This is a genomic window from Paraphotobacterium marinum (assembly GCF_002216855.1).
Lineage (GTDB): Bacteria > Pseudomonadota > Gammaproteobacteria > Enterobacterales > Vibrionaceae > Paraphotobacterium > Paraphotobacterium marinum.
On the sequence record NZ_CP022355.1, the window covers coordinates 1353927 to 1372682 of the forward strand.

Sequence of the window (18756 nt, forward strand, 5' to 3'; positions counted from 1 at the left end):
GTAATAAAAACACCTGCTTTAAACAAAAAATTTAATGTACTTACTAATATTCCCATCTAGTAGAATTTTAGAATAATTATCCTCGGCTTTAGGTGTTTTTTAACCACCTAAAGTACATTATCATTGCAATTTTAATTTTATTAAAACCTTTATAGAGATATGTTTTGATAAGAATGAAAATGTATATCTCAGAAAAAGGTGAAAATTTAACGCACTATAACTTATTATCTGCAAAAAATAATACCATATATTTAATCACCAAAAGGAGATAAAAAATGATAAATTACTCTATAACACAAAAATGAAAATAACTTAGAAAACACTAATCTAAGTTACTTTTGTTCTATATTTTTTTATACTCAGTTAGTCGGAGTTTGATAAACCCATAGGATTTCTTGTGATATCCATTCCTAACCATTTCAGAGAAATTTGGGTAAGTTTCCCATTATCTCTCATTTGAGATAATGCTTTATCAACAATTAGCTTAAGTTGACGCCCTTGTTCATCTCTGCGAAAAGGGTATGCTTTTTTAAATGTTTCAATGGGTGGACCAAGTAACTTTAAAGGCAGATTAAAATGGTTTATATATACAACAGCCTCATTTCTTTCCATGACGTACGCATCGGCATAGTCAAGTTTCACAATGTTTTTTAAATTATCAACTCTCAATGGTGTAATTTTTAAATTTAAGTTATGCTCTTGGTTTAATCGGCTTAACACCAAATTGGAGTCAGAAATTGTATCGGCAACAATACGTCTATTTTTTAAATCTTTAATATTATGATAATGACTTGTATTTTTGACAAAAACTTGATCTGCATCATAAGTATAAGGAGTTGAAAAAAAATAGTTAGATTCTCTTTTTGGAGTTAAAGTTACTTGGTTGGCTATCGTATCAATTTTTTTGTCGTTTAATAATTTAAATGAATTAGAAAAACTGGAAAGCACAAATTTTATTTGGCGATGACTTGTTTTTCCAATTTCTTTCCAAATATCTACTTCAAACCCCTGAATATGACCTGCTTTTTTGAAGTTAAATGGGTAATAATGACTAGATAAACCAACTTTAATTGTTTCTGAGTTAACATTTAATGAAATAATCAAGCCAATTGTTATTAATAATAAATAAATGTTTTTTTGTAATTTCACGATGAAATACCTAAAAAGTGAAAGCAAACATTTAAGTGCTGTCAGCGAGGAGATTAGTCTTATGCCTAATGAAGATAATCCTATTTTTTTGTGTTAATCATATTTTATCCATTTCCTTTTTTATTAAACTAGCATCATAAAGAGTAACTATTCACGTAAAAAGGACTTATGTCCTTGATATTAAATATCATTTTGATAATTAATGTTTTATTATATGCATTAGTCACTTTAAGACTGAACCATTGAAAAAGTGGAAAGGTCATGAAGGTAGTAATTATTAACTCAAAGGGAAAACAGTACCTTAGATTATCTTAGCTACGCACTCTCCATCAATAATTGGTGGAAGAAACAATATGTATGTGCCTATGAACAAAGGTAGGTAGTTTATGTATGAAATACCTAAGAGATCGGATGCGGCTAATCAAAGTGTTGGACTTTTTTATCGAGATCTTCAAGATATCGAGATTTATGTCGAAGATGTTAATGCAGAGGCTATTTATACAGAACTTTTGACTCGTGCTACAGGTGGTAGAGTTAAGATTAAAAAAGTTATTTCATTAGCTGGACGTGAAAATGTTGTTGAGATGTGTCAGCAGTATAAAGAAGAGTTTCCAGCTTTGTTTATTATTGATGGTGACCTAGATTTACTTCTCGATGAAAGAGAGGGACCTTTTGCACGATTGTTTCAGCACCGTTTATATTGTTTAGAAAACTACCTATTTTGTCAAAATGCTAGTGCTGAACTTTTGAGAGACTCCTCGGGAAGGTTACTTAAACACAAAGCAGTAGATTTGCTAGAATGGGATAACTTTACGGCGAATATTACTCCTACGTTGCTTGAGTTATTTAAAGTGTACGCTGTTTCATGGAAGGCTTTGGAAGAGGATCGAATTAAAACTGTTTCACGTCGTTATCATACAATGTGTACGCAACAGAGAAACCCTAGTCGTTGGGACTTGTGCTCGACTAAAGTTCAGATAGTAATAGATGAGATTAAAGATCGAGTGCTTAATGTTATTACTCAAGAGCGATATCAAGAAATTTATGACTCGGTTTCGGGCACTATTGCATCACTTGCTTCGCCCTTGTGTGCCATTTCTGGAAAAGATTACCTACTCAAGGCATTGCGTGAGTATCTGGAATTGAAGGGAGCTAAATATAGTTGTGATGATGGTTTTAAATTCAAACTAGCACGGTATTGCGATATAGAGCCATTAGCAGAGCTTAGTAATGCGATTATATACACAGTAAATGAAGGTTCTTACTTTCAAGATTCTTAATTGCATGCCAGTTTTCGAGCTGGCCTCTTTGTTCATTTAAAAGTACTAACAAAGAAAGGCAAGGGATGGACTTTGTGCCTAGACTCTACCTAAGTTAATTCGTGTTTTTCCAAATCAGCAAAGACATTGACTCACTTTTGTCCACATGTGAGCTATCTTGCATGGTTATCTCAAATAAAGCTGAGTGCCTAAGATGCTTTTGTCCAAAAAAGGGGATGGCTATCTTGACGTTGGTATAAAAAATGCGTTAAATATATCTAAGAATACTGATTCGTTAAATAAGTCATCATTTACTATTAGTTCACGAATTAGCCCATTTTTGCTCATATCAGATTATTAAAAGAGGATTACTGGTATGTGGTGTGTGACATATCTATTACTTGTTGATTTGTTATCTTATAGGCTAATTAAAAAGGGAGATTAATCTTAACCCATAACTTCATAATGCATTATAACTTTATATTTTACATATTTTAACGACAATAAAATTAGATATATCAAACTAAATAAATCTATTAAAAACAAAACCCCCTTTTTTAAATTTTTTTAAAAATTAAAGCCTATAAATTATCTGTATTTACATTTATTAATTTACTTAAAATAGCATTCAAGGTGTTCATTTCAATTTCAGATAAACTTTTAGAAATATCTGTAAAAAAATTATGATATGTACCAACTATAAAATCCTCCAGGCTTAAGCTTTTAGGAGACAAATTAACATTTACTGATCTGTTGTCATTAGGATCAACTTGTTTTACTATAAATCCGTCTCTAATCATTCGCTTAATGGTGATTGAGAGTGTTGGTTGAGAAATGTTTAATTTTTTAATTAGTTCGGATTGTTTAATGTTTCTTGAACGATAAATTTCAATTAATATCTGAGAGTAGGCCAAAGTTACTCCATGTTGTTTTAACTTTTTTTCTAACTTAGACATGTAGATTTGATTAAGGTTTTTTAACAATTGATATGTTTCCACTATGGCTCCTCAATAAAAGAAAAGTTGCATTCTTATAGCATGCTATGTAAAAACATTGCATGCTATACAAAATAGTTATATTTGTGACTTATGTTAATTTTAGTGTTATGAATATGAGGAGTTGGACATACTAAATAAATTTTTATAAGATATGTTTAATTATAAAAATAAAAAAATTGAACATTAAAAAGGACTTTATAAAAATGAATTATCTTTGCTCGAATTCTTACCTGAATAGCTTTATCCATGTTTTAAAAAATATAACTTATTTGTAATTCCCTTAATCATTAGAAAAACTATTTTTATTGTTTTTTCTAAATTCATTACTTATTGTTGATTTTGTTTAACTGTAAAAGGAATTTATTATGAGTTTTTTCAAGCTAATCTCATTGTTAATTTTTATTAATATATTAATACTTACATCTCTGTATCTTTTGCTATGACTTTTGTTTATGATTTTTTTAAATAAAGACTTTATATTTTATATTAGAGGATAGTGCGTTAATAATAATTTGTTTTATACTCAATAATGTATACCTTTTGGAATTAACGCCAATGGATAAAAAAAAATATAATCTGATCAATGAACATAAATTTGAGTTTCCCAAAAAAGTAGATCATTTAAAATTTATTGATCTAATTAAAAACCAAGAATTTGGTGTCCTGACGACATCTTTTAATAACAATCCTTATTCAACACTTGTTGCTTTTATTTTTGATGAAAGGGCAAATAGTGTTTTTTTTGTGACATCGCATTACACTAGAAAATTTCAATATATTGAATCAAACAATAAAGTATCATTTTTTGTCGACAATAGGGATATATCTGAAAATTTTATTCACATAAACACAGTATGCATTCAAGGTGCAGTAAATATAATTAAAAATATTTCAAAAGTAGCATACATAAAGCAACTGATTACAGACAAATATCCATATTTAAATGAATTATGTACTTCAAAAGCATGTGTTACTCTAAAGATACAAATTAAAGAAATTTTTTTTGTTACGAAAGTTCATGAGGTCCAACAAGTGAGTATCAATGTAAATGATAGGAAATAAAGCAAAAAATTTACTCTATCTTGAGAATGATCAAAAAATTAATGTGCCAAAATTTATGATTTTATCATCAAAATATTATTGGGATTTCATCAACGAAAATCATCTGAAAAATAAAATAAACTATGAAGTTTACCGAAAATCATTTAGTTTTCTTAGGTGGGAAGAGAAATGGGATTGCGCCTTTAGAATTAAAAACCTATTTTTAAATAGTAATATATCCAATTCAACACAAATTAAACTTGATAAATTAATATCCCAAAACAAGATTAATTTTCCTATAATTGTAAGATCTTCATCTGAATGTGAGGATTCTGATAAATTAAGTTTTGCTGGAATTTTCGAGTCAATCAGCAATTGTCTTAATTTAGAGGATATTAAAAATGCAATTATCAAAGTCTACAGTTCTTTATGGTCTGATAAAACATTACTTTTTAAAGACGAGCTTAATCTAGATGTTGAAAAAAGTTTTATGTCAATAATTATACAAGAGCAAATAATATCTCATTATTCAGGAGTTACATTCACTACAAATCCAAATCATAACGGAACTAATACTATGATTGTAGAAGTATGTCCTGGAGGTGATTTTCAAAAACAAAATATAATAACATTGTATTTTGATAAAAAAAACATGAACATTACAAGTAATGGTATTTATTATGATAGCTCAGTTTATGATAGTAATTATATTCAAAATATTTGTTCATTATTAAAAAAACACATTAAATTATTTAATTATATTGAACAAAAATTTAAAATTCCCATGGATATTGAGTGGGTAATAAAAGACGAACAAATTTATGTAGTACAAGCTAGGCCTATAACAATTCAAAATAAGTTAACAAATGAAAAATCCGAAATCATTGATTTATCTTGCATGTCCGAAGAAACAAAAAGATCTTGGTATCTTACACTCACCCTTAAACGTGGTGAGTTATTCAAACTCTACGATGAAATAAGAACTATTATAATTCCAGACTTAAAAAAAACTGGTGAACTTTTTTCTAGTATTGATTTATCTAAATGCAATGATAATGATCTTGTGAGAGAATTTTATAGGAGGATTAAGACAATAGAAAAATGGAGAATTTTATACATAAAAAAACTAATTCCTTTTGCTCATGGTGTTAGAGAGTTTGCAACTTATTATTCTGAAATAATTAAACCAAGAGACTTTTACGAATTTATTAACCTCTTAGAATCGAAACCAAGGATATCTTCCTACAGGAGAAGCTCTATTTATAAATTAAGTCTTTTGATTGACTCTGATTTGTCTGAATTAATAAAAGAATTTTTATGCTCTAAATCTAAAAGGTTAAATAATAAATACATAGCAGAATTCAAGAATAAATTTAATATTTTTTATCTCTCTTACATAAAGCTAAAGGAAGACTATTTCGATATATCCTTTGAACATGAAAGATGGACTGACAGAGATGATATCATACTAAAAATATTACTTAATTATAAAGAAAACCCTGAAAAGTTTTCCATATCAAAAATAAATAAAGACCTTCTAAGAAATTACTTCAGACTTGCTAATAACTTTGATGAAGCATATAAATTGCTGAAAGTAGGAAGATTAAGTTGGCAAATTAGAGATGATGATAACTTATTACTATCTAAGATAGAAAGCCAATTAATTAGTGCATTTAATGAAATTAAATTGAGATATCAAAATAAAAAAAGTGAAATTTTTGAAAATGCGATATCTGACATGTATAAATATCAGGGAAATTCTCTAGTTCCATCAACTACTAATAATAAAAAGAAATCTGAGACTAAAAATAATGAAATAATTGTTGGTCGACAGCTAAGAGGGCAGCCAGCTGTTGCTGGTTTAAATCATGGTTATGCAAGAATAATTGAGAACTTTGAAGATTTAAAAAAGTTTCAAGTTGGTGAGATTATTGTTTGTGAAGCAATAGATCCAACCATGACACAGATCATACCGTTTTGTAACGGCGTTATTGAGCAAAGGGGAGGAATGCTAATTCATGGTGTTATTATTGCCCGAGAACTAAAGATTCCATGTGTAACAGGAGTCCATAAATTAGATAGTTTTATAAACAATGGAGACTACCTAACAATTGACGGTGATGTAGGTTTAGTAATTAACCATGGTAATGATAGAAAAATACTGTAAAGCTAATTTTTTAATACAAATACTAAAAAATCAATACCATGAAATAGACATTGATGAAAGTTATAAAGTTATTTAGAAATATCGCATGCAATTAATAAATTATTTAATCCCATCTTTGTATTCCCAATAATTTTTTTCCAAGACTATTTAACTCTGCTCTTGGATATTTTGTCTGCTCCCAATTACGAGGATCTTTAGAAAAAGCAAGTCCATCTGGAGCAATTCTTTTTTTCCAGGATTTTATTCTAATATATCTAGTAGCTATATCATTTTCTTTAGCTGGCATCATAGCGATATACTGTGCTAAACGCACTTTATTAGAGATATTTGGTCTAATTCCATGAGGTAATAAACTATTAAATATCAATAGGTCACCAGCCTTCATTGAAATAAATTCAACGTCAAAACCTTTTAAATCAGGTTTATAAGGATCTCTATCAATGGGTTGTTCTTTTCGCCATGATTCCAATTCACGATATAGCTTTGGTACACATTGAAATCCCCCTATATTTTCATTGGTATCCGATAATGCTAAAATACCTTGTACATTAACTGGAAGAGATGGTAACGATGTATCGACATCCCAATGAATAAAACCTTTATGAGCTCTGTTTTCTTTATTTGGTGGATTTAAATTTGCACGGTCGATAGTTACCCAAAGTTTTTCTTGGTCCCAAATATCTACAAATGCATTATATATAGATGGGTTTTGTCTATTATCCCAAAGTATTTGGTTGTTATAACATTCCACCATACCTAAATTATTTAATTCAGTCATTCCATAATGATGACGTTGAGCTTGAGTCCAAGTAGATTCATCATTAGGATCCATCTCTTGATATTCCCACAAAAATTTTTCAGTTTTATTTATTGTAGATTGATCAATCACTTTAGGTATAATAACGTAACCGTTATGCTTCCAAAAAGCAAATTGCTTTTCAGTTAAAATTCTCAATGGTAGTGACTTATTTATTTCTTGAAGGGGAGTACTCTTATTATTTAAAATATTATTTCTCATATTAACCTCAATTTATATTTTAATTTATTTTTATTTATTATTATTGAAATTTTTTGGAAAAGTTATTTTAAAAAAATCAAATATCAGTACTATTAGCTCAATTGTCTAAAAATAAATATAATTCAATAATTACAGCCGAACTATTTAGATAATTAAGATCATACTTGTGATAAAAAAATATTAATCTATGGTACTATAATTTTCTTAATAGATTTAGCAACACAATAAAGAAATAAACATGCATATCTTTTTTGAGAATTTACAATACGAACTTAATAGCTCTTGTAAATTAAAAATTAGAAACTTAGAATCAATTCCATTTAAGTGGCACTTTCATCCACAATACGAATTAACCTTAACTTTAAATAGTCATGGTCAACGATATGTTAATGATAGTATTACAGATTATTCAAACTTCGATTTAACTTTATTAGGACCTAATATCCCACATACATGGCATTCGTATAATAGATACGACCATAATAAGCCACATAAAGTATATGTCCTTTGGTTTAATCAAAGCTGGATAGAACAAGTCATAATCAATTACTATTAATGATTTGGCTGAAAAAGTCTGTATGAGTAATAGCACTTTAACCAGATTTTTTAAAAAGAATATGGGGCAAACAATTAGTAATTATATAAATCAGGTTAGAATAGGAAAAGTTTGTTCTTTATTGATTCGGACTGATAGACCTATAGACATAATTATTCAAAGTTGTGGATTTAACAATCAATCTAACTTTAATCGTCTCTTTAAAAAATACAAATTTATATCACCAAAGGATTTTAGGTATAAGTATAAAAGAAAATAACAACAACTTCTTCAAACCAAACTATTCGCATAATGTATATTATGTTAAATAAGGTATTGTAATGGCCACTCTTCCCTGTGTTTTTAACATAATTCGCTATTTAACATAAAATAGGTAATGTACACCAATATTTAGCTTTGTTTTAAAGTAACCTATAATATTCTATAACCCAACTAATAATAGTTATTAAATACATTTTAATAAATATATCTTAAAAACTAATAAAATTAATATTATGATGCTTTAATAAAGTTAATAAAAACAAGGAACAATCATGAATGCAGATAAATCACTCAACCTAAAAAATAATGATAAAAATAATATAAATAAATTGTATTTTTTTGGCATGTTGATGTGGATGATAGCCTCCATTTTTTATGGATTAGATTACTTGCAACATACAATACCAAGTGTATTAATTGAACCAATAGCTAAACAAATTGGCGTTAGTTATATTGATGTTGCAAATATAATGAGTATTTATTTTCCTGTTTATGCTATATCTCAAATTCCAGCAGGTTATCTTATAGATAGATTTGGCTTAAAAATAACGTTATTTGCAGCATGTCTAGTTGTAACAATAGGCTTATTTATGATGCTTGCGCCCTACTTATCTGCAATTTTGATTGGTAGAGTTTTTATTGGAATTGGATCAGCATTTGCGTTTATTGGTGCTTTAAAAACAGCATCAATATGGCTTCCTGAAAATAGGTTCTCCTTATTTTTAGGAATAACTCAAATGATAGGTGTTATTGGAGGTCTACTTGGACAGACACTTATTACTTACCTTATCAAAATTGACGGTTGGCAAGGTGCTATTCATTATATTTTTATATTTGGACTCACTTGGTCCTTTATTATTTTATTTTTTTTAAAAAATAACAAAAAAGTTAAAGTGAAATTGTCAGAGAATAAAAAAAATCAAAGCATAAAGTTTTTAATAGTTTTATTGAAAGACAAAAATATTTGGCTCTTAGCATTATATGCCGGAATTATTGTTGGCACAATCATGAGCACATTTGCAGAACTATATGATATTATTTTTCTAACTGATTCATTTAACATTACAAAAACAGATGCAGCTTATATAAGTAGTTTTATATTTATAGGTGTCGGGATTGGTGCGCCATTACACGGAATTTTGATTAATTATTTTAAAAGCCAGAAAACTTATTTAATCTTAAATGGTTTTTTAGCATTAATAGTTTTTGCATGTGTACCTTTATCTGCATTATTATCCTTAAACACATTTTTATTACCTGGAATATTCTTTATTTTAGGGTTTTTTACAGTATCGATGCTGATAACATTTTCTATTGCAAAATCAACGCATGAAGAAGAACATCACGGAATTATTTTTGCATTCATAAATACTATTATAGGTTTATCAGGTTTTATTTTTCCTATTCTTTTTGGTGCTATTATTAAGTTTATTTTGAATCATTTTCAGACTAATAATCAATTCATCCCTACTCTATTCCTCTTATTAATACCTATAATAGCTGCGTTACTCGTTGCTACACAAATTAAAATAAAAAATAATATTATAAGTTAAGGAAATAATATATTCAGAAAAAACATAAGTAGATTCAATAAAAAAAGCAACTTATAAGTTGCTTTTTTTGTTATTGCTTTGGCTTTAATTATTTATATTTATTTGCTCCAATCCTGATTGCTTTCCATTACATATTGTTTGTAATTGATAAGAAAATGGAGGGTTTTTTCCTTCTGTTGAAGTATCTGTATATGAGGTTGCATTACTATGTTGAAGAGTATCCTTGCCGTTGTAATTATAAACCTTATACGAAATAGCATTGTTATCCTGTCCCCAAGATAAAACAACATCTCCATTTGCATTAATATAGTTTTGATTCACGTTAGGTGGGTTACATACAGTTACCGGCGGCGTTGGTGAACTGTTTACATTAACCACTTCCTTTTCTGAATCGCTACCATTATTACACATTGTTTGTAGATAGTAAGAAAAAGGAGGATTTTTCCCCTCGGTTGAAGTATCAGTAAATGACGTAACATTTTTGTTTTGAAGTATACTCGTACCATTATAACTATATACTGTAAAGGAATTTGCATCTTTATCCTGATTCCAAGATAAAACAACATCTCCTTTTTCGTTTACAGTCTTACTATTGACTACAGGAGGATTACAGTTTCCGCTTGGAGGTGTCGGAGAATTTGGATCAACATCTGAAAAGGTATTCGATATTGAACTATCTAAATTACTTTTCATGCACTGAAAACCAGACTTTCCATCTACGCAAATAAGGCCAGAGTTATCAACTGTATCTGTTAATTCAGGAGAATAAGCTATTAAATTACCGCCTCCATTACTACTACTAAGTTTTGGAGTAAGTTCATTAGGTATCTTGTAGGTGCCATCTGAATTTTTAGCGGCTAAAAGATCATGAATTTCAGTAATAACTTGTTTGAAATTTTGCATATCTTGATCGCTAACATATCTTACTGATGTGGTATTGTTAAAAGTTGGTGATGACATTTTCTGTGTTACAAAATAATCATACAAAACACCATACATTTCTAACATACTTCCATATGTTTGTTTTCGATCAAACACTCTCGCAGAACTTGACTGCTGAAGCTCAGACAAGGTATTTAATAAAGCCATTTTATAAGTATTTACAACCAGATTGTTCGCGTAAGTACAAATATTTTGTTGAGACTGCTGAGTAACCCCATCAATTCCTACAGGATATTCATTTTCACACCAATTGGACATATGTACATATTTGTTTGCAGAATTGATGACCCAAAAGTTTGGTATTTGATAGTTATGTTCCCAGATAGCATATACTCTGTTACTAGCCCATATCCCCTGACCCGTGGAGGTGTTTGCAATATCAAACTGGTAATTTTTATTTTCAGCACGATCAACAAATGGTTTAGTTACAGTATAAAATGCTGCAGCTATAGGGTATGCATTATTATGAGCTTTACTAATTAATTTATTTGCATAATCTCCTGTAGTTTCTGCATTACTTGCTGCAAAAGTATTATATGATGGGTCTGCAAGTCTTCCAATGAATTGCCAGTCAGCCTCCATTATGGAATTGTTATGAGGAAGTTCTGTTGATTCATCGCTTGTATTTTTGAGTGTGTGATCATAAACGTAAGTTGGGAAACTCATATAACAATCATCACCTGGGTCCTCACCCGTACAAATTTTACCTGAATTACCAAAAGAATAATCAAATGGATGTTGAGATCCGTTCTGAACTAAATAAGAACCAACACGCCACATTGGTATTCTTGTTACTGTTAAATTCCTATATAAAGCTGTGTTTTTACTGATTGAATCGTAATGCACATCATTTTCTGCATCTTGCTGACTACTATGAACTTGGTCTGATGTAGGTGACGGCATCAATTCAGAGTGATCTGCTAACATCCAAGTTGATAATAACTGTGCCTCCGAAACCATATTCATAAAGTTAAATGCTGATAATTGACTAAATGAATTTGAATAGGACCCAACGGGAAGTAACTCATTCATGTATTTATCAGTTACAGAATAATTTAAAGAGTTATAGAGATTCCATAGATTATTAAGTGAAGGTTCATTAGTAAAAGACGTTTGTAATTGTGTCCAATCAGCCATATTATTATTCATCATTGGCAAAAATGGTAACATTTTATTAAATGATGGATTTATTGCTGGATCATTGGAAATAAATTGTTTATTTTGCCAAAAGAAATCATCTTCTCCCCATCTAGGATTAGGAATCGGGTTTCTTAATAACTGCGCATCAACCTTTAAAAGTTGATTAGCCATTTGTTTTGCTTTAGTCTGAAGGTTAATGATTGAATCATTTGATAATTCGGTTGGGTTCATTATCATTAGACCATGAGAGATTTGAGCTGCAGGTTCGTCTTTACTTATATCGATTGTATAATTTCCGCCATTTGCTGGAAAATTAAAAGTTTGTCCCGATAAATATGCGCCAAAAGTTAGATCTCTAGTTAACTGTTCCGCCGTTTGATCAAGTTGAGCACCAGTTAATGGGTCAGTTGTAGTTGATGTATTTTCAGTGATTAATCCCGTGGCAGTATTATTACAACTATTCAAACCAGGATAACAAATTGTATGCAAATTATCATTTGTACCTAAAACTAAAAATCTAGGCTGGAAGGCTCTGAATCTAGCTGGATCAATTAATTGCCCTGGTTCAGTTATACCCTGCTTTTCCCGAAGTCTACTAATGTAATCTATGATATCTTTTTTAATATCTGCGTCAGTTTCTTTCTTACCATCTATTTGTGGGTTGAAGCTTCCGTCAACAATATCATGACCCTCTATATGTGGATCACTTGCTCTTCTTCCAATGTCAGCATCACTGAACCCAAGTAATGCAAGATCTAGTCCACCTCCAACATGACAAGAGCCGCACGATCCAAATCCTTTCTGCTGATAATAATCACTAAAAATTTTCTCTTCTCTTACCAAGTCCCTTTTTGGATCTGGTAATGTGATTTTGGTCGGACAGCGCCATGTATTGCTTGATTGTGATGAGCACAAAATTGGTGCGATATCTTTATCGTAACTTTTAGAATCAGCAGTAACTTTAGAGTTCGGGGAAACAAAAGGTAACTCTACTCTTGATATATTTCCATCATATACTTCGTTATATAAATGAGGGTTTATAAGAGGGTTTCCTGTCAAAGTTGATGGATGAATAAATAAATCTTGTTGACCAGATAAACTTATCGTAATACTTCCATTTTTCATATCTCTCAAATTACCAGTACAAGAATTAGTAAAAAAATGATTCGTATCATATGGGAAATCGTCATTGGTTAAACTATAACGAGATATTGTTAATGGTCTAGATATTCCAGCGTAATCAAAACCCCACGTATCGGTTAGTCTGTTTGAATAGTTATTAAAATTTTCAGGTTTAATCGTATAAGTACATTGAATTGGTGCGCCATCAGAATATTTATAAGTAACTGTAGCATTTAAATTCTGATGAAATGGTATACTCCATGCATAAATAATAAATCTAGGGTTGCCCTCATTTAAATCACTTTGGAATGTTCCTGTATAATTATCTATTTCAAATGTAATGTTATTTGCTGATAGATGATCTTGATTCTGTAAATTAGACGTTGAATATTTTTGTAGGAGAGAATAATTGCCCTGAGGATTCTTTTCTGCTCCAAGCATAAGAACATCAGCATATGACGTTATTCCCAACTGTGGTAATATTAAGACCACAAAATAAAACATCAATTTTCTTTTCATAATATAAGTCCTTGAATATCGAAATGTTAATAGTTATTTTTTGTAAAATATATTTTTAAAGAAACATCACCTCCTTGTAATATTTATTTTTTAATTTAAAGATACTTTAAGAAAAAAACTTGTAATGCTTGGGACAGTTATGATTGTAAACATTAAAATACTGAACAAGAATAACAAGGGAGCTAAATAATTATCATTTGTCAAAGCAGCATTGATTGTTCCTGAACAAAAAATTAGAACGGGTGCAAAGATTGGAAGTATGAGAAGAATTAAAAGTAGTCCTTGATTTTTAATACTTAAAATTAAACCGCTAATCAAAGCTCCTAAGATTAGTAATATTGTGGTAGAAAATAATAAGCTTAATAGAATAATACCAATAAGATGATATTCAATATTATATAAAACAAATAATATAGGTGAGATAACAAGAATAGGTAAACAAAATATCATCCAATGAGTAATCAATTTTACAGCCACATAAGGCCTTAAACTCCCAAAAGATAGTAAATATAAGTCTAAAGTCCCATCTTCATAATCACTATTAAATAAATAGTTCAGAGATAAAATTACAGATAACGAAGAAATTAAACCAAATATTGCTGGTATGAAATGAATCAAAATAGAATTTTGTACAGATGTCATTAATGGAAACATGATAACAATTAATGTAAAAAATAAAATTGAATTCATCCATTGTCCTGGATATCGACAATAATCATATAATTCAAGCTTTAATATTTTTTTAAATTGTTTTCCGTATAACACTTTAACCTCACTTGTTTATTAATGATACTTTAATTTATTTTTTTGGATCATATTCTGTAATGTATGGATTTTATCCTTTATTCTCCTCTGATAAGATTTATCAGAGAAGCCATCACTCAGATTAAGAGCATGAGAAAAAGACTCAAGTGATTTTGTGTATTGATGCTCGCTTAAATAAGCTTCTCCTAATAAAAACCAACCTTTAGAAGAAGGATTTTTTTTTAAGACCTGTTTTAATTGAATTATTAAATTACTTAAATTGGGGATCTGCCGATTAACGTCAAGATGATTTGGTTGCTTTTTTTCCTTTGTAAATGATGGCGCATTATCAATTTGTGTTTTTAATAAACCAAAACTAACAATGGCTAAGCTTATTATGATAACAAATAAAAAAATCACTTTAGTTTGAGTGGAAAAAAAATTATCATTTTCAAATCTAACTTTGAATCCTGCGGGAATTAATATAAAGCCAGTAATGCATACGAAAACAAATAAACCTATAAGTATGCTCTGCCAATAACTATTTATGTCCATTCAACCTCCTTTCTCTATTGTTAAAAATAAATCTTAAAAAAACAAATAGTGACAGTGCAACTAAAAGTAATGGTAAAAGCCACAATAACAGATAGTTATCTGAGCGTGGTGGTAAAAGTAAAATACTATTACCAAACTGATCGACAAGTTTATTTAAAATATATCTGTTGTTTTTATGCTCGTTAATCATTTGTAAAATTTCAACTCTGATAAATAATGCAAGTTTTGAAGGTGCTTCTAAAACAGTCTCATTTGCACAAATAGGACATCTCAAGATAGATGTGAGATAATTAAATCGATGAAAATCTTGCTGTGATAATTTGCTTTTCAAATATAATTCTTCACTAACTTTGACATTATTCGTAAGAATATTTAATTGTTCTTTATTAGGAAGTTGTCTATTTCCATTGGAGCCATGAAAAAAAATTGAAATAATAGCAATACACACCAATAAGGGAGTTAATAATAAATATTTCATACTCTAACCTCTCTTCTTATACTTATATTTCTCATGCTCTTAAAAAGAGTCATTAATCCAGAAAAAATTATTAAAAATCCACCTACCCAAATCCAGCGAATAAACGGTTTATAATAAATTTTAATTGCCCATGTACCCTTTGATATTTGTTGACCAAATACAATATAAATATCCCTAAAGACATTAGTACTAATATCGGCCTGTGACATGACGGTTTTGGCAGTTGCAAAGAATTTTTGGGAAGGGTACAAATTATCAAGGACATCATTATTTTTATTTAAAATACCAAATCTGGCTTGTAAAACTTGGTAATTGTCTTTGTGAAACGTATCTACTTGATTAAATTTTATTTTATAACCCGAAATTTTCACCTCATTACCTATTTTCATTGGAAGATCAATTTCCTTTTGGAGGGTAAGGGATAAAACAGCAGCAATAATTGAAACGGATACTCCAAGATGTGCAATATGCATTGAGACATTTGTACATTGTTTTTGGTTCAGTTTGGATTGAAATATTAAAGAATTAATATTAACAATATTGAAAATAAGTAAAACTGATAAATTTAGAAGAAAAAATAAACTAATCGATTCTAGGTCTATGATTATAGCCAAAATTAATGCTACAAAAATAGATATTGAATAAACCAAGATACAATCTTTAACTCGTAACTTTCGAACAATTACAAAATAAAAGTTCATTAAAATGAGAGCAATAATTAATAAAGGTTTAAATACAATATCAAAATAAGGTGCACCTACAACTACTTCCCCATAATTTAAAGCTCTTGCCAAAATTGGAAAAGTTGTACCTATTAAAATAATTAAAATGCTTAAAAATAAAATACCACTGCTTGATAACAAAAATAAGTTTCGCTTATTCATAATCAAAGGAATATTGATTGAAAACTTTTTCCCTCTTATGAAAAATAATAAATAAGAAAGACCAATAATTATAGAGATCATAAATAAAATGTAATTTGCTGTTTGATGACTATTTGCAAAAGAGTGAACAGATATGAGAGCACCAGATCTTACTAGAAAAGTACCTATTAAAGATAAAGCAAATGTTATAAGTGATAGAAATATAATCCATAAATCAAAATTGTTTTTCTTAACCCTAAACAAATGAATCAATGCAGTCATTGAGATCCATGGTAAAAAAGATGCATTTTCAACAGGATCCCAAAACCACCATCCTCCCCACCCTAACTCACGGTAAGCCCACCAACTCCCAAGTATTATTCCTAAAGTTAAAAATATCCATGGAATTATTACCCAATTTATTGCTCTTTTATTCCAAACATCTTTCCACTTGGGATTGAGCAATATAGAGATTGCAGCGGAAAAAATAACAATCGTACCTACATATCCAAAATATAAGATTGGTGGATGAATTGATAATCCGTAATCTTGTAATACTGGCGTCAGTGAGCCATGTATCACATTATTATTATATAGCCAAGGATTACTTATAAATAAAATAAACACGTAAAAAAATATATTTATAAATGCCATAACCCCTAACACTGTAACTTTGAAGTAATGATGCTTTGTTTGAAAAAAGTATGCGAAACAACTCATCCAAATAGTTTGAATTAAAATCCATAGCAAAAGAGATCCTTCATGAGCACTCCACAACGCACAAACTTTAAAAAATACTGGCAAGTCTAATGAAGAGTGATAGGCTACGTAAGCCACTGATCTATCATCAGAAACAAAACAATAAATCAATAAAAAAAAGTTAGATAAAATCAAAATTGTCTGAGATAATACACACCTTTTCATAATTGATAAAAAGTCATAATTCTTCTTAACACTCATAACACTTAACACAATTTGAAGTAGCGATAATGCTAACGCAAATGCTAATGTATAATTTGCAAATAAAATCATTAAAGTCATCTTCCTATGCTAATTCAATGTTGGTGGGTGATAATTTTCATCATGTTTGGCTAAAATTTCTTGCGCAATAAATACATGCTCTGGGGTTAGGTAACCTTTAGCTATTACACCTTGTTTTTCTCTGAATAACGACGGTAGTAAACCACTATAAATTACTTTTATTTTTTTATGAAAATCAGTTACCCAAAAGGATATTTCAAGACTATTAGAGTATCTATGGATAGAATGATTTTTAACAAATCCCCCAAGCATTATTTTTTTATTATTTGGTACGTTAAGATCATAAACTTGTTTTGGAGTGTAATATAAGTCTATACTGTATCTTAATGCATACAGAACGCTAGCTAGTCCGAACCCGATAGTTAAAATAATACTTAATATATAATAAATTGTTCTTTTTTTAACTTGATTCATAATGTCCAACTCTTGTTCTGATTTTACTTGAGTCCTTTTCACCTTTATTAAGAACTGTTTTATCAACTGTTCTTAACTTTTTTAAAATTAAAAAATTAACAAGAATAAAAAAGAAAAAACCTATTATAAAAACTGAATAGGCAGACCAAACATAATCACCCATCCCGTGCATTTCAAAAATATTTAGAAGGTATTGTTTCATAAATTTTCCTTATTTACTCTCATCCAATTAGTATTTAATTTGCTTCTTATTATTTCTATACGAATTCGTATGGATAAGGCCCATACAAAATAACAAAAAATACCCAGTAACATCATAAGTAGTGGCCACAACATATGAAGATCAATATTTTTGTGACTAATTAAAGATAAAGTTGCTCCCTGATGAATACTGTTCCACCAGTAAACAGAATAATGAATAATAGGCAAATCAATAAGGCCAATTAGAGTAAAATAACTAGCAACTTTCGATTCAAGCTTCTGACTTTTAAATGCTAATCTTATAGCAAAAATACCTAGATATATGAACAAGAGAATAAGTTCAGAAGTGAGGCGAGCATCCCATATCCAATAAGTACCCCAAGTTGGTTTCCCCCATATGCTTCCTGTGATTAAGGTTATCACAGTGAATAATATTCCTAACGGTAACAGAGATTTATTAACTAAATCGTTTATTTTAAATTTCCATACCAAAAAAATAAAAGAGTTGATACCAAGAATTAAATACGTAAAAAGAGAAAGTATTGCACAAGGGACATGAATAAACATAATTCGATAAGAGTCGCCTTGTTGATAATCTGTCGGGGCAATAAATAAACCCCAAAACAAGCCTAAACCAATCAAACATATCGATGCCATCATCAATAAACATTCATTTTTCTTCGCTAAATAATACACAACATCAAGCGATAGAAACTTGACAACAAATTTCTTCAT

17 protein-coding genes are annotated in these 18756 nt (G+C 29.4%); 6 read left to right on the plus strand and 11 right to left on the minus strand.

Features of this window, described 5'->3' with window-relative positions; genetic code table 11:
- Positions 1-363: 363 nt before the first annotated feature.
- Positions 364-1149, minus strand: a complete 786-nt coding sequence (locus CF386_RS06985) for a transporter substrate-binding domain-containing protein (protein ID WP_158522325.1) — start codon at positions 1147-1149, stop codon at positions 364-366.
- 386 nt (positions 1150-1535) lie between these two features.
- Here CF386_RS06985 and CF386_RS06990 point away from each other — a divergent pair, with 386 nt between their 5' ends.
- Positions 1536-2429, plus strand: a complete 894-nt coding sequence (locus CF386_RS06990) for a DUF4435 domain-containing protein (RefSeq protein ID WP_089073665.1) — start codon at positions 1536-1538, stop codon at positions 2427-2429.
- Positions 2430-2989: 560 nt separating this feature from the next.
- Here CF386_RS06990 and CF386_RS06995 read toward each other — a convergent pair.
- Positions 2990-3406 (minus strand): MarR family winged helix-turn-helix transcriptional regulator, encoded by a 417-nt coding sequence (locus tag CF386_RS06995; RefSeq protein WP_089073666.1) that lies wholly within the window; start codon positions 3404-3406, stop codon positions 2990-2992.
- Positions 3407-3961: 555 nt separating this feature from the next.
- Between CF386_RS06995 and CF386_RS07000 the strand changes: the two genes are divergently transcribed.
- Positions 3962-4468, plus strand: a complete 507-nt coding sequence (locus CF386_RS07000) for a pyridoxamine 5'-phosphate oxidase family protein (protein ID WP_089073667.1) — start codon at positions 3962-3964, stop codon at positions 4466-4468.
- Complete coding sequence (locus tag CF386_RS07005) at positions 4455-6614, plus strand: PEP/pyruvate-binding domain-containing protein (RefSeq protein WP_089073668.1); 2160 nt, start codon at positions 4455-4457, stop codon at positions 6612-6614. Before CF386_RS07000 ends, CF386_RS07005 begins: the two co-directional genes overlap by 14 nt.
- A 103-nt stretch (positions 6615-6717) precedes the next feature.
- Here CF386_RS07005 and CF386_RS07010 read toward each other — a convergent pair whose 3' ends face one another.
- Positions 6718-7632: a phytanoyl-CoA dioxygenase family protein gene (locus CF386_RS07010; RefSeq protein WP_089073669.1), complete on the minus strand. Its 915-nt coding sequence runs from the start codon at positions 7630-7632 to the stop codon at positions 6718-6720.
- 238 nt (positions 7633-7870) lie between these two features.
- Here CF386_RS07010 and CF386_RS13075 point away from each other — a divergent pair, with 238 nt between their 5' ends.
- The 3 genes from CF386_RS13075 to CF386_RS07020 all read left to right on the plus strand — a co-directional run bounded on the left by CF386_RS13075 (position 7871) and on the right by CF386_RS07020 (position 10002).
- Positions 7871-8188: a cupin domain-containing protein gene (locus CF386_RS13075; RefSeq protein ID WP_225971700.1), complete on the plus strand. Its 318-nt coding sequence runs from the start codon at positions 7871-7873 to the stop codon at positions 8186-8188.
- Positions 8189-8210: 22 nt separating this feature from the next.
- Positions 8211-8447: a helix-turn-helix domain-containing protein gene (locus tag CF386_RS13080; RefSeq protein ID WP_264080463.1), complete on the plus strand. Its 237-nt coding sequence runs from the start codon at positions 8211-8213 to the stop codon at positions 8445-8447.
- Between the two features lie 274 nt (positions 8448-8721).
- On the plus strand, positions 8722-10002 hold the full coding sequence (locus CF386_RS07020) for an MFS transporter (RefSeq protein WP_089073670.1): 1281 nt from the start codon (positions 8722-8724) through the stop codon (positions 10000-10002).
- Between the two features lie 84 nt (positions 10003-10086).
- Here CF386_RS07020 and CF386_RS07025 read toward each other — a convergent pair whose 3' ends face one another.
- The 8 genes from CF386_RS07025 to ccmC form a co-directional block, all read right to left on the minus strand.
- Entirely contained in the window at positions 10087-13725 is a 3639-nt protein-coding gene (locus CF386_RS07025; RefSeq protein WP_089073671.1) for a fibronectin type III domain-containing protein, read from the minus strand.
- Between the two features lie 90 nt (positions 13726-13815).
- Positions 13816-14490, minus strand: a complete 675-nt coding sequence (locus tag CF386_RS07030) for a heme exporter protein CcmB (protein WP_089073672.1) — start codon at positions 14488-14490, stop codon at positions 13816-13818.
- A gap of 18 nt (positions 14491-14508) precedes the next feature.
- Positions 14509-15024 (minus strand): tetratricopeptide repeat protein, encoded by a 516-nt coding sequence (locus CF386_RS07035; protein ID WP_089073673.1) that lies wholly within the window; start codon positions 15022-15024, stop codon positions 14509-14511.
- A complete protein-coding gene (locus CF386_RS07040; RefSeq protein WP_089073674.1) occupies positions 15011-15502 on the minus strand; it encodes a cytochrome c-type biogenesis protein in 492 nt (163 codons plus the stop codon). The genes CF386_RS07035 and CF386_RS07040 overlap by 14 nt, the downstream gene beginning before the upstream one ends.
- A complete protein-coding gene (locus tag CF386_RS07045) occupies positions 15499-17397 on the minus strand; it encodes a heme lyase CcmF/NrfE family subunit (protein WP_158522326.1) in 1899 nt (632 codons plus the stop codon). The genes CF386_RS07040 and CF386_RS07045 overlap by 4 nt, the downstream gene beginning before the upstream one ends.
- 18 nt (positions 17398-17415) lie before the next feature.
- On the minus strand, positions 17416-17820 hold the full coding sequence (gene ccmE / locus CF386_RS07050) for a cytochrome c maturation protein CcmE (RefSeq protein ID WP_089073676.1): 405 nt from the start codon (positions 17818-17820) through the stop codon (positions 17416-17418).
- Entirely contained in the window at positions 17807-18022 is a 216-nt protein-coding gene (locus CF386_RS07055) for a hypothetical protein (RefSeq protein ID WP_089073677.1), read from the minus strand. The genes ccmE and CF386_RS07055 overlap by 14 nt, the downstream gene beginning before the upstream one ends.
- A complete protein-coding gene (ccmC, locus tag CF386_RS07060; protein WP_089073678.1) occupies positions 18019-18756 on the minus strand; it encodes a heme ABC transporter permease CcmC in 738 nt (245 codons plus the stop codon). The genes CF386_RS07055 and ccmC overlap by 4 nt, the downstream gene beginning before the upstream one ends.

Excerpts from the sequence above, each read along its gene's own strand:
- CF386_RS07045 (WP_158522326.1), bottom strand. The coding sequence starts at position 17,397 with ATGATTTTATTTGCAAATTATACATTAGCATTTGCGTTAGCATTATCG.
- CF386_RS13080 (WP_264080463.1), top strand. The coding sequence starts at position 8,211 with ATGAGTAATAGCACTTTAACCAGATTTTTTAAAAAGAATATGGGGCAA.
- CF386_RS07020 (WP_089073670.1), top strand. The coding sequence starts at position 8,722 with ATGAATGCAGATAAATCACTCAACCTAAAAAATAATGATAAAAATAAT.
- CF386_RS07005 (WP_089073668.1), top strand. The coding sequence starts at position 4,455 with ATGATAGGAAATAAAGCAAAAAATTTACTCTATCTTGAGAATGATCAA.
- CF386_RS07010 (WP_089073669.1), bottom strand. The coding sequence starts at position 7,632 with ATGAGAAATAATATTTTAAATAATAAGAGTACTCCCCTTCAAGAAATA.
- ccmC (WP_089073678.1), bottom strand. The coding sequence starts at position 18,756 with ATGAAGAAATTTGTTGTCAAGTTTCTATCGCTTGATGTTGTGTATTAT.
- CF386_RS07000 (WP_089073667.1), top strand. The coding sequence starts at position 3,962 with ATGGATAAAAAAAAATATAATCTGATCAATGAACATAAATTTGAGTTT.
- CF386_RS06990 (WP_089073665.1), top strand. The coding sequence starts at position 1,536 with ATGTATGAAATACCTAAGAGATCGGATGCGGCTAATCAAAGTGTTGGA.
- CF386_RS13075 (WP_225971700.1), top strand. The coding sequence starts at position 7,871 with ATGCATATCTTTTTTGAGAATTTACAATACGAACTTAATAGCTCTTGT.
- CF386_RS07055 (WP_089073677.1), bottom strand. The coding sequence starts at position 18,022 with ATGAAACAATACCTTCTAAATATTTTTGAAATGCACGGGATGGGTGAT.
- CF386_RS07025 (WP_089073671.1), bottom strand. The coding sequence starts at position 13,725 with ATGAAAAGAAAATTGATGTTTTATTTTGTGGTCTTAATATTACCACAG.
- ccmE (WP_089073676.1), bottom strand. The coding sequence starts at position 17,820 with ATGAATCAAGTTAAAAAAAGAACAATTTATTATATATTAAGTATTATT.
- CF386_RS07040 (WP_089073674.1), bottom strand. The coding sequence starts at position 15,502 with ATGAAATATTTATTATTAACTCCCTTATTGGTGTGTATTGCTATTATT.
- CF386_RS07035 (WP_089073673.1), bottom strand. The coding sequence starts at position 15,024 with ATGGACATAAATAGTTATTGGCAGAGCATACTTATAGGTTTATTTGTT.